Origin of the sequence: Duganella rhizosphaerae, from assembly GCF_040364205.1 — a bacterium.
In the GTDB taxonomy this organism is placed as follows: Bacteria; Pseudomonadota; Gammaproteobacteria; order Burkholderiales; family Burkholderiaceae_D; genus Rugamonas; species Rugamonas rhizosphaerae.
Genome location: NZ_BPWK01000003.1, coordinates 126,239 through 145,365, shown reverse-complemented (window position 1 = coordinate 145,365; position 19,127 = coordinate 126,239). Strand labels below are relative to the sequence as shown.

The window sequence follows — 19,127 nt, the reverse complement described above, 5'->3', positions numbered from 1 at the left end:
TCGATTACTCTTCGACTTTTTTGATACGCTTGATGACGGTCTTGACCGGCGCTTCGTCGGCCTTAGGCTTGGCGACTTTGCGCTTAGGCGGCAGGGCCTTCAGCACTTCGGCGGCGGCCACGGCGGACTTGGTCTTGCCGACCTTGATGGTCTTGCCGGCCGGCACAGCGGCGGCTTTCTTGGCGGCCGGCTTTTTCGCGGCGGCGGCCGGTTTGGCGGCGGCGGCTTTGCGGGCCGGGGTTTTCTTCTCGATCACCGGCTTGACTTCGACCGCTGCCTTGCCGGCGGCCATGTGGCTGCTGACTTTCTTCGGCGCGTCGGCTGCTTCGCCCTCGGCGGTGGATTTGCGCTTGGCGGCGCCGACCTTGACCGGCTTGTCGCCCCACAGCTCTTCCAGGCGGTAGTAGGCGCGGATCGGCGCCTGCATGATGTGGACGATCATGTCGCCCAGGTCGACCAGCACCCATTCACCGGTGTCCTCGCCTTCCATGCCGTAGACGTCGCCGCCGGCGGCCTTGACCTTGTCGCGCACCGAGGCGGCCAGCGCCTTGGTCTGGCGGTTGGAGGTACCGGAGGCGATGGCGATCCGGTCGAACAAGCTGGTCAGGTGGGTGGTATCGAACAGGGCGATATCTTGGGCCTTGACGTCTTCGAGGGCGTCAACAACGAGGGATTGCAGTTTTTTGATGTCCATTTAGCTTTTGTATAGATTATGTTGTTCAATATAGTCTAGCACTAGCGGCGGGATAAGCGAGTTTGCGCTATCCCCCCGTTGTAATGCCGCACGTATTTCGGTGGCGGAGATATCCACCGCGAAGTCTTGTGCCAGATAAGTCAGACCGTGCGGCGTGTTGCGGATTTGTTCAGGCGTTCCCAGACGGCGGGAAAACGCCTCGGCCACTGCCGGCGGAAGGCCGGCGGTGGCCAGGTTAAAGCCGGGGCGGGCGGCTACGCAGATATGGGCGTAGTCGAACAGCGCCTGCCATTCATGCCAGGTATCGAGCCGCTGCAGCTGGTCGGCGCCCATCAAAAAGGAGATGGAGGCCGACGGACCCAGTTCGGCGCGCACCTGGCGCAGCGTGGTGATCGTGTAGGTGGCCAGTCCCTGTTCGGCGCGTTCGATTTCCTGCATATCGACCACGACGTCGTATGCGGAGCCGGCGAAGGCCAGCGCCACCATCTCGGCGCGCTGGCGCGGCGTCGCCTTCAGGGTGCTCTTTTGCCATGGCAGGCCGGCGGGGATCACGCGCAACTGGTCTACTTGCAGCAGCTGCGCAAAGTGCGCGCCCAGAGCCACATGACCATGATGCACCGGATCGTAGCTGCCTCCCAGCAGTGCGACGCGGCATGCCATCGTCACGCGGCGAGCCAGTCGCGATGCGGCAGGAAGTCGCTGTACAGCGCCGCTTCCGGCGTGCCGGCTTCGGGCTCCCAGCGATAGCGCCATTTGACGATGGGCGGCATCGACATCAGGATCGCCTCGGTGCGTCCGCCCGATTGCAGGCCGAACAGCGTGCCGCGGTCGAACACCAGGTTGAACTCGACGTAACGTCCGCGGCGATAAGCCTGGAAGTCGCGCTCGCGCTCGCCGTACGGCGTGTCCTTGCGGCGTTCCAGGATGGGCTGGTAGGCCTTGAGGAAAGCGTCGCCGACGCTTTGCATCATGGCGAAGCTTTGCTCGAAGCCCGCTTCGTTGAAATCATCGAAGAAGATGCCGCCGACGCCGCGCGCTTCCTGGCGGTGTTTCAGGTAAAAATACTCGTCGCACCATTTCTTGAAGCGCGGGTGCAGCTCGGCGCCAAACGGTTGCAGCGCATCGGCGCAGGTTTGGTGGAAGTGTTTTACGTCTTCCTTGTCGCCGTAGTAGGGCGTCAGGTCCATGCCGCCGCCGAACCACCACGCCGGTTCGCCGTCGGCGGTGGTCGTGGTGAAGAAGCGTACGTTCATGTGCACCGTCGGCGCATACGGATTGCGCGGATGGATCACCAGCGACACGCCCATCGCTTCCCACGGCTGGCCGCCGAGGTCGGGACGGTGCGCCGACGCCGATGGCGGCAGCTTGGCGCCCATCACGTGCGAGAAATTGACCCCGCCACGCTCGATGACGTTGCCTTCCTCGATCAGGCGCGAAATGCCGCCGCCACCCTCGGGCCGGTCCCACGCGTCGCGCAGGAAAGGCTTGCCGTCGACGGCCTCCAGCGCCTGCACGATACGATCTTGCAGGTCGAGCAGGTAGGCCTTGACGGCGGAAGGGTTCGGAAAGGACGACATCTTATCCTAATGCTTGAGGCCGCGCCAGCCGATATCGCGGCGGCACTGCATGCCGTCGAACGAAATCTGGTCGACCACTTCGTAGGCCTGCTTCTGGGCGATCTTGATGCTGTCGCCCAGGCCGACCACGCACAGCACGCGGCCGCCGGTCACCTGCAGCTGGCCGCCCACTTCGGCGGTGCCGGCGTGGAAGGTCACCGATTCCGGCGTTTCGGCCGGGATGCCGTCGATCACGGCGCCCTTCAGCGGCGCGTCCGGGTAGCCGGCCGCTGCCAGCACCACGCCGACGGCGGTGCGGCGGTCCCATTCCAGTTCGACCTGGTCCAGGGTGCCGTTGACGGCGTGTTCCATCACCATCACCAGGTCGGTCTTCAGGCGCGACATGATCGGTTGCGTCTCGGGATCGCCCATGCGGCAGTTGAATTCCAGGGTGCGCGGATTGCCCTGGGCGTCGATCATCAGGCCGGCGTACAGGAAGCCGGTGAAGACGATGCCGTCCTTCGCCATGCCGGCGATGGTGGGGTTGATGATCTCGCGCATCACGCGGGCGTGCATGGCCGGCGTGACGATCGGGGCGGGCGAATACGCGCCCATGCCGCCGGTGTTCGGGCCTTCGTCGTTGTCCTTGAGGCGCTTGTGGTCCTGGCTGGTGGCCAGCGGCAGGATGTTCTTGCCGTCGCACATGACGATGAAGCTCGCTTCTTCGCCGGCCAGGAATTCCTCGATGACGATGCGGGCGCCGGCGTCGCCGAAGCGGTTATCGGCCAGCATGTCGTCCACCGCCTGGTGCGCTTCTTCCAGCGACATCGCCACCACCACGCCTTTGCCGGCGGCCAGGCCGTCGGCCTTGATGACGATGGGCGCGCCGTTGGCGGCTATGTAGGCGTGCGCCTGCGCGACGTCCGAGAAGGTCTGGTACTTGGCGGTCGGGATGCCGTGGCGCTGCATGAAGGCCTTGGCGAAGTCTTTCGACGACTCCAGCTGGGCCGCTTCCTTGGTCGGGCCGAATACTTTCAGGCCGCGCGCGCGGAACAGGTTGACGATGCCGCCGGCCAGCGGAGTCTCGGGACCGACCACGGTCAGGCCGATGTGCTCCTGCTCGACGAAGGTCGCCAGTTCATGCAGGTCCGTGATGTTGACGTTGACCAGGCGCGAATCGCGCGCGGTGCCGCCGTTGCCCGGAGCGACATACACCATCTGGATACGTTCCGATTGCGCCAATTTCCAAGCCAGCGCATGTTCACGGCCGCCGGAGCCGACTACCAATATTTTCATAAATCCTCAGTCTTCGATCAGCGTGTTGGAATAGACTTCCTGGACATCGTCCAGCGCTTCCAACGCGTCCAGCAGTTTTTGCATCTTGACGGCGTTATCGCCGGTGAACACGGTTTCGGTGGCCGGCTTCATGATGATCTCGGCCACTTCGGCCTTGAAGCCCGCCGCTTCCAGCGCGTCCTTGACGGCCGCGAAGTCGTGCGGGCCGCACAGCACTTCGAAGCCGCCTTCGTCGTCGGCCACCACGTCTTCGGCGCCGGCTTCCAGCGCCACTTCCATCAGCGCGTCTTCATTGGTGCCCGGTGCGAACAGGAACTGGCCGCAATGCTTGAACATGAAGGCCACCGAGCCTTCGTTGCCCATGTTGCCGCCGTTTTTGTTGAAGGCGTTGCGTACCTCGGCCACGGTGCGCACGCGGTTGTCGGTCATGCAGTCGACGATGACGGCCGCGCCGCCGATGCCGTAGCCTTCGTAGCGGACCTCTTCGTAGGCCGCGCCGTCCTCGCCGCCGGTGCCGCGGGTGATCGCGCGCTGCACGTTATCCTTGGGCATATTGGCGTCGGCCGCCTTGTCCACGGCCAGGCGCAGGCGCGGGTTGGAGGTCAGGTCGCCGCCGCCCATGCGTGCAGCCACGGTGATTTCCTTGATGAGACGGGTCCAGATCTTGCCACGCTTAGCATCGGTTGCTGCTTTTTTGTGCTTGATATTGGCCCATTTGCTGTGTCCAGCCATGTTCGGTCTTCCTTCGGCGGTATGTCATTGGTGTGCGGTGAGGGCGGTATTCTAGCATAGGGGCCAACTCAAAACCTTTTCCATCACCTCTGGCAACTCGATTTTCGTCACCCACGCGTCCATCTCCTTGACCAGGATCACGGCGCTGTTTTCGCGGTCGATCGGCACCCATTCCGGATTGTTTTGACGCATCAGGGCGATCACCGGCACGTGCACGGCGTTCGCCAAGTGCATCACGGCGGTTTCGACGGTGACGATCAGGCTGCACAGGCTGAGGATGGCGGGCAGCTGGAAGAAGTTGTCCACCGCGGAGAAAAGATGCGTATCCGGCAAGGCTGCATTTTTGTAAATCTCGCGCGCGGCCGGCAGGTCTTCCGGCACAACGTTGACCACAAAGCCAGCGTCGCGCCATTGGGGATGGCTGCGCATTTCCTTGATCAGCTCGAAGGCGCGCTCCAGCGGCCAACAGCGCTCCGGGCCCTTGGAATAGGTGTTGATGAAGACCACCTGCGAGGTCAGTCCCCAGGTCGCCAGTTGCTCGCGCGCGTAAGTCGTCCATTGGTCCGGGATGTGGATGACCGGGTAGCGGTCCAGCTTGGGGATGTCGACGCCGAAGGCCTTCGAGAACCATTGCGCGTAGATGTCGCTCACGTGCGGCACGTCGCGCTCCTGCGATTCGTAGAGCGGAATGGTGGCGTTGAATTTCAGGATGCTGAGCTTTTTGGACAGCTCGAAAAAGCGGTATTTGTGCTTGGTCAGGCCGATGATGAAGCCGCGCGGACTGATCTCGCGCGTCAGCCTGGCGTAGCGGTGGCAGGCCATATGCGTCAGCGAAGCGACGATCGGATACTCCTCGCGCCGCGCCTCGGCGATCGATTGCGCATGCAGGGCGGGGCTGTAGTTCTGGTCGTAGGTCTTGTCGATGTAGGGGCTGGCGGCCAGCCAGTCGTACAGCGAGTAGTTCTTCAGGTGCGGCCAGTCCTCGGGATTGTCCGAGCGCCGGCGCTCGTCCACCCACAGATGGATTTCCAGGTGCGGATGGGCGCGCTTCAAGGCGCGGAAGCACATTTGCATGTAAGTGAAGTCGCCGATCGCCATGTGGGTGACGACCAGGATTTTTTTTGCCTGGGCAAGCAGAGTCGGGGGTATCAATTGTTTCATTTATAGAGCTTGCCAGTAATTATCGGCGGTGTACAGGTGTAAGAAAGTCAAATTAAGTTAATCCAGTAGAGCCATGTTGCTCCTAGAGGCAGTCCTCCATTTTTTGTAGAGATACTGTCATATCTTGCTGCTACTATTTATTTTTTCACATTATAAAAAAAGCGGAGCAGACATGGACAGAAGGCAGTTTCTCAAATACGGCAGCTTTATCACGGTTTCGGTCGCCTCTGGCGCCGGCTTGGTTGCCTGTGGCGGCAGCAGCTCCGCACCCGCCGATGGCGCCACCGATCTGCCGTTGGCCAGCGGCGCCTGGAAGTTCCCGCAGAGCGTTGCCTCCGGCGATCCGCACAGCGATAGCATCATGCTGTGGACCCGCGCCGTGCCGGCCTCGGCCGACGGCGTGGCGCCCGCGCCAAGCGCCTCGGACAGCGCGATCCGCCTGGTGATGACCGCCGCCGACAACGGCGCGGCCCTGGGCGGCAGCACCGCGCTCAGCGGCGCCACCGTGGTCGACATCAAGCTGCCGTTGCAGTCGCAATACGACAACACCGTGCGCCACAAGGTGACCGGCCTCAATCCCAACACCGTGTACTACTACCAGTTCGTCGCCGGCGACACGCGCTCCAACGTCGGCCGCTGCAAGACCGCGCCGGCCGCCGACGCCGACGTCGCGCAGCTGCAATTCGCCTACATGACCTGCCAGGACTGGAGCGTCAACCACTGGGGCGCGATGACCAGCATCGTGGGCGAAAACCTGGACTTCATCGTCCACCTGGGCGACTACATCTACGAGACCGTCGGCGAGAGCTTCCAGGTCGGCGCGGTGGAATCGCGCCATGACGCGCTGACCTTGCCGGACGGCGCCTTCAAGAGCGGCACCTCGGGCGCCAAGTACGCCACCACGCTGGCCGACTACCGCTACCTGTACAAGAAGTACCGCACCGACGCGCGCCTGCAGGCGCTGCACGAGCGCTTCGCCTTCATCGCCATCTGGGACGACCACGAGTTCTCGGACGACGCCTGGGGCGACGCCCAGACCTACGACGGCACTTTCAGCACCACCGACGGTTCGGACCTGCACCAGACCGGCCGCCGCCGCAACGCCAACCAGGCCTGGTTCGAATACATGCCGGCCGACGTCAACCTCGACACCGCCACCACCGGCTTCCAGAACATCAAGATCTACCGCGACTTCCAGTTCGGCAAGCTGATGCAGCTGGTGATGACCGACGAGCGCCTGTACCGCGCCGACCACGTGATCCCTGAATCGTCGATCAATCCGGCCACCGGCCTGCCGCTGGGCCGCATCGGCTCGCGCTACCTGGTGCAGCAGGACGTGTTCAACACCGTGGAAGCGCAGAAGATGGCCGGCGCCACCACCATCGGCCTGGCGTCGCCGCTGGACACCGTGTCGATGCTGGGTTCCACCCAGCGCCAGTGGTGGATGGACAAGATGAAGGCCGCCACCTCGACCTGGAAACTGTGGGGCAATGAAGTGTCGCTGCTGCGCATGGGCCTGAACGGCGTGGACGCCATCGCGACCCTGCTGGCGTTGAACGCGGTGCCGACCATCGCGGCGTCGATCGGCAGCACGGCGGCGGTGCCTGCCGTCGGCGGCAAGTTCCCGCTGGCGGCGGCCATCGTCGCCGCGGCCACCGCCGGTGCGACGCCTGCTTTGGCGCAGGCTGGCGGCACGGCGGCCTTCGTCAGCTTCGCCACCGGTGGTACGACGGCGGCGCAGGGCGCGGCGGCCGCTGCTGCGGGCTTGAGCGCGGCGCAGGTGGCGATTACGGTCGCCACCATGAACGCGGTCATCGACAGCACGCGCGGCGTGCTGCCGGCGACCCCGGCGCAGCAGATCGCGGTCGGCGCGCAGACCATCGCCTTTGGCTACATCAAGCCGGACATCCAGGCCAAGAAGATCGACTCGCCGTTCGTGGCGGCGTCGGGCAAGAAGGCGGCGCTGGCGCCGTTCTTCGCGCGCTTCCTGCTCAACTGCGACCAGTGGGACGGCTACAACAGCGAGCGCAAGGCTTTGATGGGTCACCTGAAGAGCAACAGCATCGGCAACGTGGTGGCGATCACCGGCGATATCCACGCCTTCTTCGCCGGCACCGTCAGCGACGACTTCGACGCCACCGGCGGCGGTACGCCGGTGATGGTGGACCTGGTGTCGGCCGGCATCAGCTCGGACTCGTTCTTCAGCTACCTGCGCGACGCGGCGTCGGCGCTGGGCGACATCGCCGCGCTGGTGTCGTACCCGCTGGCGATCCCGGTCACCGGCCTGGGCACCCTGAGCATCGCCATCAATATGCTGGACTACACCATGGGCAAGGCCGCGCCGACCGTGGCCAGCCTGCTGGAGCAGATCCGCGTGCAGGTGCGCGGTGCATTGGGCGCCAAGGGCTTGCCGGAGGCGCAGCTGGACCCGACCACCAGCGCGGTGCTGGCGGGCCTGCAGGCGAGCAGCGACTTCAGCGTTTCGCTGCTGGCGCTGGCGCAGCAGTTGTCCGGCCTGGGCAACAACCCGTGGATCAAGCATCTGAACACCGATGCGCAGGGTTTCACGCTGGTCACGCTCACGCCGGGCAAGCTGGTGGCGCAGTTCAAGCAGGTCAACAAGCTGGTGGGCGGCAACGCGCCGACCAGCGTGGTGGCCCGCGTAACCACCGCCACCGTGGCGGCCGGTTCGGCCGCCGTCGCCATCAGCTAGCGGCAACCCCAAGCTCCCGTTTGAGCGCAGCCAGGATGGCGCTCAACGGGGGGGGCATCGTGGAGTCATCCGTTAAAAGTGATGTTTGCAGTGCCTCGCCCGTTGTTGATAGCGGGCGGGATAGTGCCTCAAATCCTATCGTGCCCGCTATGAGAGCACGGAGCATTCCGCGCGCGGCCCCATCGCCGCTGGCTTTGAGTGCCTCTTCAACCTCATCCAACATCGCGTTGGCGAATGCAGGGTCGGCCGCGATACGATCAACTATTCCAGTCTCAAAATCACGAGTCAGTTCCATACTGATTCTCCTGCCTGCTCTTACGTATTTTTTAACACTGATCGTCATCCGTCGATACTTGCACAGCCTATCATGGCTGGATTGATCCGGCTCACCTGGGTCGCGGGCTGGGCAGAAAATGGCGGCGCCAAGCGCCAGAGAGCGTTTGGCCTTACAATTTGCCCATGACTACAAGCATCACGGACAGCGCGCCGGCGCGCGCCGCCTATCTGGGCGGCCTGGGTATCGCCATCGGCGGGGCGGTTCTTTTCTCGACCAAGGCGGTGGTGGCCAAGCTGCTGTACCGCTACCAGATCGACGCCGTCACCCTGATCGCTTTCCGCATGATCTTCTCGCTGCCGGTGTTCGCCGCCGTCGCGCTGTGGAAGATGCGCACCGAAGCGCCACTGTCCAGCGGCGACCGCTGGCGCATTGTCGGCCTCGGCCTGGTCGGCTACTACCTCTCCAGTTTCCTCGACTTCCTCGGCCTGCAGTACATCTCGGTCGGCCTCGAACGGCTGATCCTGTTCCTGACGCCGACCTTCGTGCTGCTGATCTCCTCCACGCTGCTCAAGCAGCACATCAGCCGCAAGCAGTGGCTGGCGCTGCTGACCTCCTACTGCGGCATCGTCTTCGTGTTCCTGCATGACCTCAACAGCGGCAGCAAGAACGTCATCCTCGGCGCCACGCTGGTCACCGGCTCGGCCGCCGCCTATTCGGTCTACCTGCTGCTGTCGGGCGAGATGGTGCGGCGGCTCGGTGCGCTGCGGCTGGTGTCGTATGCGATGTGCGTTTCCAGCGTGGCCTGCATCGGCCAGTTCTTCCTGCTGCGGCCGGCCTCCGGGCTGATCCAGCCGTTGCCGGTGTATGGGCTGTCGCTGGTCAACGGCATCGTCTGCACGGTGATGCCGGTGTTTATGACCATGACCGCGGTCCAGCGCATCGGCGCCGGCACCGCTTCGCAGGCTGGTATGATCGGCCCCGTTTCAACGCTGTTTTTAGGCGCGCTGCTGCTGAGCGAGCCTGTCACCTCCTGGCAGTTGGGAGGCACCACCCTGGTGCTGGCCGGGATTTATCTGCTGTCAAAAAAATAGGATCAAGACATGAAAACCCGCATTGCCCTGATTGCCCACGACAAGAAAAAAGACGACATGATCGCGCTGGCCGGCGAGTACAAGGACTTCCTCGCCACCTGCACGCTGACCGCCACCGGCACCACCGGCGGCCGCCTGATCAACGAGCTGGGGCTGACGGTGGACCGCAAGCATTCGGGGCCGTTCGGCGGCGACTTGCAGATCGGCTCGATGCTGGTCGAAGGCGAGATCGACTGCGTGATCTTCCTGCGCGATCCGATGACGCCGCAGCCGCACGAACCGGACATCAACGCGCTGGTGCGCGCCTGCGACGTGCACAACACGCCGTGCGCCACCAACGTCTCGTCGGCGCACCTGGTGCTGTCGCAGTTGCAGCTGCGCGCCGCGTCGGCCTGAGCGGCGCTACACTCTTCGCATTCCCCACAAAGGAGCTGGACATGACCAAGGCAATCCGCATCAACCGCGTCGGCGGTCCGGAAGTGATGGAGCTGGTGGACGTGGAGCTGGGACCGCCCGGTCCCGGCGAGGCGCAGGTGCGCCACTCTGCGATCGGCCTGAACTATATCGATGTCTACTTCCGCACCGGCCTGTATCCGCAGCCGCTGCCGGGCGGCTTGGGCATGGAAGGCGCCGGCGTGGTCGAGGCGGTGGGCGAGGGCGTGACCGAGGTGCAGGTGGGCGACCGCGTGGCCTACGCCGGGCGGCCGATCGGCGCCTATGCCGAGGCGCGCAATATGCCGGCCTCGCAGCTGCTGGTGCTGCCGGAAAAAATCGGCTTCGACACGGCGGCCGCGATGATGCTGCAAGGTTTGACGGTGCAGTATCTGTTCCACCGCACGGTGCCGCTGAAGGCCGGCGACACCATCCTGTTCCACGCGGCTGCCGGCGGCGTCGGGCTGATCGCCTGCCAGTGGGCCAAGGTGATGGGCGTGACGCTGATCGGCACGGTGGGTTCGGAAGAGAAGGCGGCGCTGGCCACCGAGAACGGCGCCCACCACGTCATCAACTACAACAAGGAAAACTTCACCGAGCGGGTGCGGGAGATCACCGGCGGCAAGGGCGTGTCGGCGGTGTACGATTCGATCGGCAAGGACACCTTCATCGGCTCGCTGGACTGCCTGCAGCCGCTGGGCACGATGGTCAGTTTCGGCAACGCCTCGGGACCGGTGCCGCCGTTCAGCCTGGGCGAGCTGGCCAGCCGCGGCTCGCTGTTCATCACGCGGCCATCGTTGATGTCCTACATGGCCAGGCGCGAGGATCTGGAAGCGGCTGCCAAATCGCTGTTCGGCGTGGTCGCCAGCGGCGAGGTCAAGATCGACGTCCGCCAGCGCTACGCCCTGGCCGACGTGGCCCGCGCCCACACCGAACTGGAAGCGCGCAAGACCACCGGCTCGTCGATCCTGCTGCCGTGACGGCTTTGTGTACGCAAGCGTACTGAATGAAACGCGGCAGGCCGCTATGCTGTTCTCCATGCCCAAGCTATTCCAGCCTGGGCCCCTAAAGGAGCAACATCATGAACAAAGACCAAGTTGAAGGCAAACTGAAAGACATCGGCGGCAAAATCCAGGAGCAAGTCGGCGATCTGGTTGACAGCCCTGAACAGGAAGCCAAAGGCCTGCAGAAGCAGGCTGAAGGCAAGCTGCAAGAGAAAGTCGGCGACCTGAAGGAAGCCGTGCATATCGCCACCAAGTAATTGGCGTGCACAAATGAAAATGCGCCGGCTTTTGCCGGCGCATTTTTTTTTGGGGATTTTTTCAACCGGCCTTAGGCGGCGTCGCCTGGACCGTTTCGGTTTTCGGATCGATCGTCAGGTCGACCCTGCGCGGCACGCCGCTCACGCCCGGGAAGCCGGTGAAGGCGCTTTGCACCAGCGCCGGCATCACATGCGGCGTGGCCTGCACGCGGCTGGTGTTCTGCACGGTGACGTCGTACAGCTTGCGGCCATCGATGCTGTTGATGGTCACGCGCAGCTGGCGCTGGTATTCATGCTTGACGCGCTCTTCCACATACATCGGCCCGAAGCGGTAAGGATCGTAGAAGAACGGACGGTAGCCCCAGCGCGAATAACCCCAGCCGTAACGGCCAAAGCCCGGACCCCAATACGGGCCCATGAACGGGTCTTCCGCCTCCAGCACCCGCACCGGATGGTCGATGGTGCTGAATTTCATTCCAATGAGCAACTTCGGCTGTTGCTTGTCGGCGACCTGGTGGAAGCCCAGCTTGCCCAGTTCGTTGCTCACAAGCACTTGATAGCTGCGGTATTCCAGCGTGTCGTCCGCGCCCTGCGGGGCCTCGAACGCATAGGATTTGTCCTGGATGTCGGCCGGCCAGGCGTTGAAGGCCGTGACATCGCTGCGGATGGTGGTGGCGCAGCCGCTCAGCAGTACTACGGCGGCGGTCGCCAGCATGGCAAGGTATTTCATGATAGTGCCCCTCTCTGTTCAGACGGTATTTTTCAGTACTAAGTCTACGACGGTCGCCCGTACCCTGCACGATTATTACAGAATGTTACGGCAAGGTGGAAACCAGCAACTTATATGCGCCAGCGCAGGCGATTCACGCGTCCGTCCCCGCTGGTATTGGTAAAATAGGCCTTTGCTCACGTCACCAGAGTCCTCCAATGCGCACAGACAGCAGTCCTAAGACGATATTCCGCAAAGATTACACCGCTCCCAGCTACCTGGTTGATACCGTAGAACTCGGTTTCGACCTCGATCCCGACCGCACCGTGGTCGCCAACCGCATCACCATGCGCCAGAACCCGGCCGGCCGAGGACGTGACATCGTGTTGCACGGCGAGGAGATCGAACTGGTGGCGCTGCGCATGAACGGCAAGCCGCTGGCGCCGACGGAATATCATCAGGACGGCGGCACGCTGATCATCCGCAAGGCCCCGGCCAAGGTGGTGCTGGAAATCGAAACGCTGTGCGCGCCGGTGCAGAACACCAGCCTGTCCGGCCTGTACGTCTCGAACGGCAATTTCTTCACGCAGTGCGAGGCCGAAGGCTTCCGCCGCATCACCTATTTCCCGGACCGTCCGGACGTGATGGCCAAGTACACCGTGATGCTGCGCGCCGACAAGGCCGCCTACCCGGTGCTGCTGTCGAACGGCAACCTGATCGAAGAGGGCGAGCTCGGCGACGGCCGCCACTACGCCAAGTGGGAAGACCCGTTCAAGAAGCCATCCTATCTGTTCGCGCTGGTGGCGGCGCGCCTGGTGTGTCAGGAAGAAAAATACACGCTGCAGTCCGGCCGCGAAGTGCTGCTGCAAGTGTGGGTGGAAGAGGGCAACCTCGACAAGACCGACTACGCCATGCAGTCGCTGAAGAACTCGATCCGCTGGGACGAGGAACGCTTCGGCCTGGAGCTGGACCTGGACCGCTTCATGATCGTCGCCGTGGGCGACTTCAACATGGGCGCGATGGAGAACAAGGGCCTGAACATCTTCAACACCAAGTTCGTGCTGGCCAACCCGCGCGTGGCGACCGACGTCGACTACGCCGGCATCGAAGCGGTGGTCGGCCACGAGTACTTCCACAACTGGACCGGCAACCGCGTGACCTGCCGCGACTGGTTCCAGCTGTCGCTGAAGGAAGGCCTGACCGTGTTCCGCGACCAGGAGTTTTCCGCCGACATGATCGGCACCGACAGCGGCCGCGCCGTCACCCGCATCGACCAGGTGCGCACCTTGCGCCAGGCCCAGTTCCCGGAGGACGCCGGCCCGATGTCGCACCCGGTGCGGCCCGACTCCTTCGTCGAGATCAACAACTTCTACACCGTCACCGTGTATGAAAAAGGCGCCGAAGTGGTGCGCATGTATCAGACCCTGCTGGGCCGCGACGGTTTCCGCAAGGGCATGGACCTGTACTTCAAGCGCCATGACGGCCAAGCCGTCGAATGCGACGACTTCCGCGCCGCCATGGCCGACGCCAACGGCCGCGACCTGCACCAGTTCGAGCGCTGGTACTCGCAGGCCGGCACGCCCATCGTCACCGCGCGCACCCGCTACGACGCCGTCAAGCGCAACTTCGACATCATCCTCAGCCAGCGTGCTCCTGCGTCCTCGTCGGCCTCCGCCGGCCAGGCCGACAAGCTGCCGTTCCACATTCCGGTGGCGGTGGGCCTGCTGAGCGCCAGCGGCAAGGACCTGCCGCTGACGCTGGAAGGCGGCAAGCAGGCCAAGGGTGCCAAGGGTGACACACATACGGTCGTGCTGGAGCTGACCGAGCAGGAGCAGATCTTCCGCTTCCGCCACGTCGACGAACGGCCGACGCCATCGATCCTGCGCGACTTCTCGGCGCCGGTGATCCTCGAATACGACTACACCGACGACGAACTGCTGCACCTCTTCAGCCATGACAGCGACCCGGTCAACCGCTGGGAAGCGGGCCAGCGGCTGGCGATGGAGCGCCTGCTGAAGCTGACCGCGCAAGTGGCGGCGGCTGGCGGCAGCGACGCCAACCTGAAACTGGACGCCACCTTCCTCAACGCCCAGCGCGCCGTGCTGACCGACGAGTCGCTCGATCCGGCCTTCCGCGAGCTGGCGCTGATACTGCCGTCGGAAATCATCGTCGCCGAGCAGATGGACGTGGTCGATCCGCAGGCGATCCATGTGGCGCGCCAGTTCATGCGCCGCACCATTGGCGCGGTCCTGAAGACCGAGCTGCTGGCGCAATACCACGCCAACCAGACGCCCGGCGCCTACAGCCCGGACGCGCTGTCGGCCGGCAAGCGCGCGCTGAAGAATCTGTGCCTGTCCTACCTGATGGTGGCGCCGGACATGGCGGAACTGAAGCTCGCGCAGCAGCAGTTTGAAAAGGCCGGCAACATGACCGACCGTTCCGCCGCGCTGGTCTCGATGATCCACAGCGGCGCCGAAGCGGGCCCGTACCTGAAGGCGTTCTACCAGGACTTCGAAAACGAGGCGCTGGTGATCGACAAATGGTTCGCCATGCAGGCGGCCGCGCCGACCACCAACGTCGCCGCCGTGCGCAAGCTGATGCAGCATCCGGCCTTCACGCTGAAGAATCCGAATCGCGCGCGTAGTTTGATCTTCAGTTTCATCAGCGCCAATCCGTCGCAGTTCCACGCGGCCGACGGCAGCGCGTATGAATTCTGGGCCGAGTTCGTGATCAAGCTCGACGCGATCAACCCGCAGGTAGCGGCACGCCTGGCGCGCGGCATGGACCGCTGGCGCCGTTACGCGCCGGCGCTGCAAGCAAAGATGAAGCGCGCGCTGGAGAAGGTAGCCGGCCGCGCCAAGCTGTCGAACGACGTGCTGGAAGTGGTCACCAAAGCGCTCGCCAATTAAGCATAACAATTTATACGATTTATATTCACCTCAAGGGAAACCATGAAACGCATCAGCCTCACACAATACTTGGTGGAAGAACAGCGCCAGAACAACTCGATCCCGGCCGAACTGCGCCTGTTGATCGAAGTGGTAGCGCGCGCCTGCAAAACCATCAGCCACTCGGTAGGCAAAGGCGCGCTGGGTGAAGTGCTCGGCACCGCCGACACCGAAAACATCCAGGGCGAAGTGCAGAAGAAGCTGGACATCATCTCCAACGAAATCCTGCTGGAAGCGAACGAATGGGGCGGCCATCTGGCGGCGATGGCGTCGGAAGAGATGGAATCGATCCACCCGATCCCGAACCGCTATCCAAAAGGCGAATACATGCTACTGTTCGACCCATTGGACGGCTCGTCGAACATCGACGTCAACGTCTCGATCGGCACCATCTTCTCGGTGTTGAAGGCGCCTGAAGGCATGGGCCAGCCGACCGAAGCGGACTTCATGCAAGCCGGCACCAAGCAAGTGGCCGCAGGCTACGCCGTGTACGGCCCGCAGACCATGCTGGTGCTCACCACCGGCAATGGCGTCAACTGCTTCACGCTGGACCGCGAGATGGGTTCGTGGGTGCTCACGCAGCGCAACATGCAGATCCCGGCCAAGACCAAGGAATTCGCGATCAATATGTCGAACCAGCGCCACTGGCATGCGCCGGTGCAGCGCTACGTCAACGAACTGCTGGCCGGCGACACCGGCCCGCGCGGAACCAACTTCAACATGCGCTGGATCGCCTCGATGGTGGCCGACGTGCACCGCATCCTGAACCGCGGCGGCATCTTCATGTACCCGGCGGACACGCGCGACACGTCGATGCCAGGCAAGCTGCGTTTGATGTATGAGGCGAATCCGATGGCCTTCATCGTCGAGCAGGCGGGCGGCGCGGCCACCGACGGCCAGAACCGCATCATGGACATCCAGCCGCACAAGCTGCACCAGCGCGTGCCGGTGTTCCTGGGTTCGCGGGACGAAGTGGCGGTGGTGACGGGCTACCACGCAGGCTGAGAAGCTTCAAAACCGCACAAAGCAATGACATTTTTGCAGCATGGCTAAAATTTATCGTGTTGGGACTAGCGTGTAGCGAGAAATATTTGTTAGAATGTGCGACTTCGCCGCTTTAGCTCAGTTGGTAGAGCAGTTCATTCGTAATGAAAAGGTCGCCAGTTCGATTCCGGCAAGCGGCACCAGAACTCAGCAGTAAGAAATACCAAGAAGTACCGAAACCCGCTTTTCCCATAGGAGAAGCGGGTTTTTTGTTGTCCCCGGACGTTTAATGAATTAGCATGAAATACCAACATCTGGTTGGTATTTTTGTTGGTACTTACCTCAGCAGGTAAAAAAAGTACCAACACCGGAGTCAACCATGGCACTGACAGACACCTTTATCCGGCACGTCAAGCATAGTGGGGCGGCAGCGGGAGACAAGCATTCCGACGGGCAGGGCATGTTCTTGCTGGTCAAAAAGACGCACAAGTACTGGCGGATGAGCTACAGATGGCTCGGTAAGCAAAAGACGCTGGCGCTTGGTGTTTATCCTGAAGTTTCGCTGGCTCAGGCCCGCAAGCTTCGCACCGAGGCTCGCGAGGCCCTGGCGGCTGGCATCGATCCGAGCCAACTCAAACGCGAGACCAAAGCAAACAAGGTTCAGGAGGCAGCCAACACCTTTGAAGGACTGGCACTGGCTTGGCTGGCGATGATGTCGCATAGCCGCTCGGCCAGCACCCAGGAGAAGGTGGAGGCCTGGCTGAGGCATGACTTGTTTCCCTACCTTGGCAAGCTGCCGGTGACGTTGATCAAACCGCGTGACATCCTTACGGTGGTGCAGAAGGTCGAGGCGCGAGGCGCAATTGATTCTGCCCATCGCATCAAGCAGGTCTGTGGCCAGATCATGCGATACGGTGTGGCGATCGGCGTGGTGGAGCGCGATGTGACGGCGGACCTGAGGGGGGCGCTGATCTCTGTGCCCCGAACTAATTTTGCCGCGATCACGGAGCCGAAGAAGCTCGGGGCCCTTATGCGTTCCATATACGGCTACAACGGCCATTTTGTGGCCGTGGCGGCGCTTAAGCTTTCGCCGCTGCTGTTTGTACGTCCGGGCGAATTGCGGACCGCAGAATGGCGCGAATTCGATCTGGACGCGGCGGAGTGGCGCATCCCGGCGGCGAAAATGAAGATGAAGGTGGAGCACATGGTGCCTCTGGCGCGGCAGGCAGTGGAGATCCTGCGTCAACTGCATCGTGTGACAGGCCATGGAAAATTTGTGTTCCCAAGTTTTCGTACCGGCGACGCTTGTATGAGCGAGAACACCATCAACGCCGCGTTGCGCGGCATGGGCTACGCGAAAGAAGTCATGACCGCGCACGGGTTCCGTGCGACGGCGAGGACCATCCTCGATGAAGTCTTGGGTGAACGTGTCGATCTGATTGAGCATCAACTGGCGCATAGAGTGATCGATCCGAACGGGCGCGCATACAACCGCACCGCACACCTGCCAGCGCGCCGCGCGATGATGCAGCGTTGGGCCGATTATCTGGATAAGCTGCGCGTCGATGGCGAAGTCATTCTTTCGAGACCGCAGCATGAGTGAATTTTCGCAGCGCCCTATGGTGATGATGGCGCTTAGCTGAGCTTCAGTCCCGTAGGGCGCCTGATTTTACCAGCTGCGCGACTTCGACCGATTCTCCACCCATTCAAGCACCTCGTCCTGGCGCCACCCAATTGATCGAGCGGACAGCTTGACCGGAGTGGGAAATTCATGCGCTTTCATCACGCGATACAGCGATGTTCGGGACATCCCGCAGATGTGAAGGACTTCGCGTAACCGCATCAATCTGCACGCTGTGGGTTGGTTATCGTTGTTGTTCATGTGGACCTCCACTGGTCGGTATTCAATTCAGAGAAAATTGGCTTTGCTTGGCCCGGTTGCGTAGCACTTCTTTGTGCATTTGGAGAAAGGCTAATGCCTGGTCGAAGTTGAGGTGTGCATGGTGCGAGGCCTTGCTGGGGAAAGGCGCCGCGCCGTTGCGGCTACCTGTTGCTATTCTGGTAGGTGGCGTAGTGAAAACGTTGAGCGAGCGCAGCGGCCGTCGAGATTCCACAGCGCATTTTGACGCGCCGCAAAGTGGACGCCGCGCAATCTGCCATGGAGCGGCTGTCGCCTCGGAAACTTTGCGGCGTTGCGTGCTCTGCTGTGGTGGCGCCTTGGGTGCTGCGAGCGGTGCGACACCTCAGACGTTTGATGCGGCTCAGCGTGTAACGGCACAGTCCGTTTACAGTGGTAGAGGATGCGCCGTCGGGCTAGGAGCAAGCCATGTTTTCGTTTCACTTAAACTTGGCTTGCCCTGCGGGGCTGCTCTCGCTGCGCTCGTCGGACTGCATTCGCTTCGCTCACCAAAGCCGGCTCGGTCGCGTGATGAATACCGATCTCACTCCTCGCAAGTCCAAGGGCGGCCGCCGTAAAGGCGACCCTGCCGCCGTGCGCACCGCTGTCATTGGCGTACGCGTCTCCATCAGCGAATACGCCACGTTGTGCGAACGTTCCGCCGCCATGCATATGAAACCGGCCCAATGGCTGCGGGCCGCCGCGCTATCAAGGCGTTTACCATCGCCACCCGTGGCCGCGATCAATCGAGAGCAGTATGTCGAACTGGCCCGTCTGGCCGCGAACCTGAACCAGCTCACGCGCCTGGCCAACGAAGGGCGCAAGGTGACGGTGGCCGATGCCTTGCTGGCGCGCTTGCTAGTGGAGACGCAGCGCTTGCGCCAGGCCTTGCTCGGCGTGGAGGTGGATGGCGATGATCGCTAAGGCTGTCAAAGGAAGGGGCTTTCGTGGCGCCCTCGATTACGACTTGAACAAAGAGCAGGGCCGCGTCATCGACACCAACATGAGCGGCACCACACCGCGTGAACTGGCTAAGGAGTTCGGCGAGGTGCGCAAGCTGCGGCCCAAGCTGGGCAAGGCCGTGCTGCATGTGTCGCTGTCGGCGGCGCCGGGCGAGCATCTGAGCGACGAGCAGTGGCAGCAGGTGGCGCAGCGCTATTTGCATGGCATGGGACTGGAGAACAACCAGTACCTGGTGACGCGCCACACGGATACGGAGCACGAGCATATTCACCTGCTGGTGAACCGCATCCGCTTTGATGGTGGCGTCACATCCGACAGCCATGACTATCGACGCCAGGAGACGCTGATGCGCGCCATCGAGCGCGAATTCGATTTGCAGCGTGTAATGCCATCAATCGAGGTACAGCGCCATG

At 62.8% G+C, this 19,127-nt stretch carries 18 protein-coding genes, 1 tRNA gene and 1 pseudogene; 11 read left to right on the top strand and 9 right to left on the bottom strand.

Features of this window, described 5'->3' with window-relative positions; all coding sequences use genetic code 11:
* Positions 1-4 precede the first annotated feature (4 nt).
* From rsfS to RUGAMON1_RS07915, 6 genes are read right to left on the bottom strand one after another with little or no spacing between them, the layout of a single operon-like run.
* Positions 5-694 carry a ribosome silencing factor gene (gene rsfS, locus RUGAMON1_RS07940; RefSeq protein ID WP_445229998.1) on the bottom strand — a complete coding sequence of 230 codons (690 nt, stop codon included), beginning with the start codon at positions 692-694 and terminating at the stop codon, positions 5-7.
* Entirely contained in the window at positions 695-1,354 is a 660-nt protein-coding gene (locus tag RUGAMON1_RS07935; RefSeq protein WP_445229997.1) for a nicotinate-nucleotide adenylyltransferase, read from the bottom strand.
* Positions 1,355-1,356: 2 nt separating this feature from the next.
* Positions 1,357-2,271: an oxygen-dependent coproporphyrinogen oxidase gene (gene hemF, locus RUGAMON1_RS07930; RefSeq protein ID WP_445229996.1), complete on the bottom strand. Its 915-nt coding sequence runs from the start codon at positions 2,269-2,271 to the stop codon at positions 1,357-1,359.
* Positions 2,272-2,277: 6 nt separating this feature from the next.
* Complete coding sequence (purD, locus tag RUGAMON1_RS07925) at positions 2,278-3,546, bottom strand: phosphoribosylamine--glycine ligase (protein WP_445229995.1); 1,269 nt, start codon at positions 3,544-3,546, stop codon at positions 2,278-2,280.
* Between the two features lie 6 nt (positions 3,547-3,552).
* Entirely contained in the window at positions 3,553-4,278 is a 726-nt protein-coding gene (locus tag RUGAMON1_RS07920) for a YebC/PmpR family DNA-binding transcriptional regulator (protein WP_332855233.1), read from the bottom strand.
* 51 nt (positions 4,279-4,329) lie between these two features.
* The gene (locus RUGAMON1_RS07915; RefSeq protein WP_445229994.1) at positions 4,330-5,439 is read right to left on the bottom strand and encodes a glycosyltransferase family 9 protein; all 1,110 of its coding nucleotides are present in this window, start codon (positions 5,437-5,439) and stop codon (positions 4,330-4,332) included.
* A gap of 172 nt (positions 5,440-5,611) precedes the next feature.
* Here RUGAMON1_RS07915 and RUGAMON1_RS07910 point away from each other — a divergent pair, with 172 nt between their 5' ends.
* Positions 5,612-8,152 (top strand): alkaline phosphatase D family protein, encoded by a 2,541-nt coding sequence (locus RUGAMON1_RS07910; RefSeq protein WP_445229993.1) that lies wholly within the window; start codon positions 5,612-5,614, stop codon positions 8,150-8,152.
* On the opposite strand, the gene RUGAMON1_RS07905 is transcribed toward RUGAMON1_RS07910, so the two are convergent.
* A complete protein-coding gene (locus RUGAMON1_RS07905; protein ID WP_445229992.1) occupies positions 8,145-8,447 on the bottom strand; it encodes a hypothetical protein in 303 nt (100 codons plus the stop codon). The genes RUGAMON1_RS07910 and RUGAMON1_RS07905 overlap by 8 nt on opposite strands.
* Before the next feature lie 164 nt (positions 8,448-8,611).
* On the opposite strand from RUGAMON1_RS07905, the gene RUGAMON1_RS07900 reads away from it, so the two are divergent.
* From RUGAMON1_RS07900 to RUGAMON1_RS07885, 4 genes are all read left to right on the top strand, one after another.
* Positions 8,612-9,520, top strand: coding sequence for a DMT family transporter (locus tag RUGAMON1_RS07900; RefSeq protein ID WP_445229991.1), 909 nt, complete (start codon positions 8,612-8,614; stop codon positions 9,518-9,520).
* 9 nt (positions 9,521-9,529) lie between these two features.
* Complete coding sequence (locus tag RUGAMON1_RS07895) at positions 9,530-9,916, top strand: methylglyoxal synthase (protein WP_445229990.1); 387 nt, start codon at positions 9,530-9,532, stop codon at positions 9,914-9,916.
* A gap of 41 nt (positions 9,917-9,957) precedes the next feature.
* Entirely contained in the window at positions 9,958-10,932 is a 975-nt protein-coding gene (locus RUGAMON1_RS07890; protein ID WP_445229989.1) for a quinone oxidoreductase family protein, read from the top strand.
* Positions 10,933-11,033: 101 nt separating this feature from the next.
* The gene (locus RUGAMON1_RS07885) at positions 11,034-11,213 is read left to right on the top strand and encodes a CsbD family protein (protein WP_445229988.1); all 180 of its coding nucleotides are present in this window, start codon (positions 11,034-11,036) and stop codon (positions 11,211-11,213) included.
* A 61-nt stretch (positions 11,214-11,274) separates the two neighbouring features.
* On the opposite strand, the gene RUGAMON1_RS07880 is transcribed toward RUGAMON1_RS07885, so the two are convergent.
* Positions 11,275-11,943 (bottom strand): DUF4136 domain-containing protein, encoded by a 669-nt coding sequence (locus RUGAMON1_RS07880; protein ID WP_445229987.1) that lies wholly within the window; start codon positions 11,941-11,943, stop codon positions 11,275-11,277.
* Between the two features lie 197 nt (positions 11,944-12,140).
* On the opposite strand from RUGAMON1_RS07880, the gene pepN reads away from it, so the two are divergent.
* The 4 genes from pepN (at position 12,141) to RUGAMON1_RS07860 (ending at position 17,457) form a co-directional block, all read left to right on the top strand.
* On the top strand, positions 12,141-14,831 hold the full coding sequence (pepN, locus tag RUGAMON1_RS07875) for an aminopeptidase N (protein WP_445229986.1): 2,691 nt from the start codon (positions 12,141-12,143) through the stop codon (positions 14,829-14,831).
* 42 nt (positions 14,832-14,873) lie between these two features.
* A complete protein-coding gene (locus RUGAMON1_RS07870; protein ID WP_445229985.1) occupies positions 14,874-15,875 on the top strand; it encodes a class 1 fructose-bisphosphatase in 1,002 nt (333 codons plus the stop codon).
* 106 nt (positions 15,876-15,981) lie between these two features.
* A tRNA-Thr gene (locus RUGAMON1_RS07865) sits at positions 15,982-16,057 on the top strand.
* 176 nt (positions 16,058-16,233) lie between these two features.
* Positions 16,234-17,457: a tyrosine-type recombinase/integrase gene (locus tag RUGAMON1_RS07860; RefSeq protein ID WP_445229984.1), complete on the top strand. Its 1,224-nt coding sequence runs from the start codon at positions 16,234-16,236 to the stop codon at positions 17,455-17,457.
* Positions 17,458-17,523: 66 nt separating this feature from the next.
* Here RUGAMON1_RS07860 and RUGAMON1_RS07855 read toward each other — a convergent pair whose 3' ends face one another.
* Entirely contained in the window at positions 17,524-17,736 is a 213-nt protein-coding gene (locus RUGAMON1_RS07855; RefSeq protein ID WP_116994434.1) for a helix-turn-helix transcriptional regulator, read from the bottom strand.
* A 444-nt stretch (positions 17,737-18,180) separates the two neighbouring features.
* On the opposite strand from RUGAMON1_RS07855, the gene RUGAMON1_RS07850 reads away from it, so the two are divergent.
* Complete coding sequence (locus tag RUGAMON1_RS07850) at positions 18,181-18,675, top strand: plasmid mobilization protein (RefSeq protein WP_445229983.1); 495 nt, start codon at positions 18,181-18,183, stop codon at positions 18,673-18,675.
* Positions 18,659-19,078 (top strand): annotated as a pseudogene (locus RUGAMON1_RS07845) (relaxase/mobilization nuclease domain-containing protein); the annotation flags it as partial. The gene RUGAMON1_RS07850 and the pseudogene RUGAMON1_RS07845, both read left to right, overlap by 17 nt.
* Positions 19,079-19,127: the final 49 nt, after the last annotated feature.

Coding starts and splice junctions, on each gene's coding strand:
- RUGAMON1_RS07900 (WP_445229991.1), top strand. CDS start 8,612: ATGACTACAAGCATCACGGACAGCGCGCCGGCGCGCGCCGCCTATCTG.
- RUGAMON1_RS07855 (WP_116994434.1), bottom strand. CDS start 17,736: ATGAACAACAACGATAACCAACCCACAGCGTGCAGATTGATGCGGTTA.
- RUGAMON1_RS07935 (WP_445229997.1), bottom strand. CDS start 1,354: ATGGCATGCCGCGTCGCACTGCTGGGAGGCAGCTACGATCCGGTGCAT.
- RUGAMON1_RS07910 (WP_445229993.1), top strand. CDS start 5,612: ATGGACAGAAGGCAGTTTCTCAAATACGGCAGCTTTATCACGGTTTCG.
- rsfS (WP_445229998.1), bottom strand. CDS start 694: ATGGACATCAAAAAACTGCAATCCCTCGTTGTTGACGCCCTCGAAGAC.
- purD (WP_445229995.1), bottom strand. CDS start 3,546: ATGAAAATATTGGTAGTCGGCTCCGGCGGCCGTGAACATGCGCTGGCT.
- RUGAMON1_RS07860 (WP_445229984.1), top strand. CDS start 16,234: ATGGCACTGACAGACACCTTTATCCGGCACGTCAAGCATAGTGGGGCG.
- pepN (WP_445229986.1), top strand. CDS start 12,141: ATGCGCACAGACAGCAGTCCTAAGACGATATTCCGCAAAGATTACACC.
- hemF (WP_445229996.1), bottom strand. CDS start 2,271: ATGTCGTCCTTTCCGAACCCTTCCGCCGTCAAGGCCTACCTGCTCGAC.
- RUGAMON1_RS07850 (WP_445229983.1), top strand. CDS start 18,181: ATGTTTTCGTTTCACTTAAACTTGGCTTGCCCTGCGGGGCTGCTCTCG.
- RUGAMON1_RS07895 (WP_445229990.1), top strand. CDS start 9,530: ATGAAAACCCGCATTGCCCTGATTGCCCACGACAAGAAAAAAGACGAC.
- RUGAMON1_RS07870 (WP_445229985.1), top strand. CDS start 14,874: ATGAAACGCATCAGCCTCACACAATACTTGGTGGAAGAACAGCGCCAG.
- RUGAMON1_RS07915 (WP_445229994.1), bottom strand. CDS start 5,439: ATGAAACAATTGATACCCCCGACTCTGCTTGCCCAGGCAAAAAAAATC.
- RUGAMON1_RS07885 (WP_445229988.1), top strand. CDS start 11,034: ATGAACAAAGACCAAGTTGAAGGCAAACTGAAAGACATCGGCGGCAAA.
- RUGAMON1_RS07890 (WP_445229989.1), top strand. CDS start 9,958: ATGACCAAGGCAATCCGCATCAACCGCGTCGGCGGTCCGGAAGTGATG.
- RUGAMON1_RS07905 (WP_445229992.1), bottom strand. CDS start 8,447: ATGGAACTGACTCGTGATTTTGAGACTGGAATAGTTGATCGTATCGCG.
- RUGAMON1_RS07880 (WP_445229987.1), bottom strand. CDS start 11,943: ATGAAATACCTTGCCATGCTGGCGACCGCCGCCGTAGTACTGCTGAGC.
- RUGAMON1_RS07920 (WP_332855233.1), bottom strand. CDS start 4,278: ATGGCTGGACACAGCAAATGGGCCAATATCAAGCACAAAAAAGCAGCA.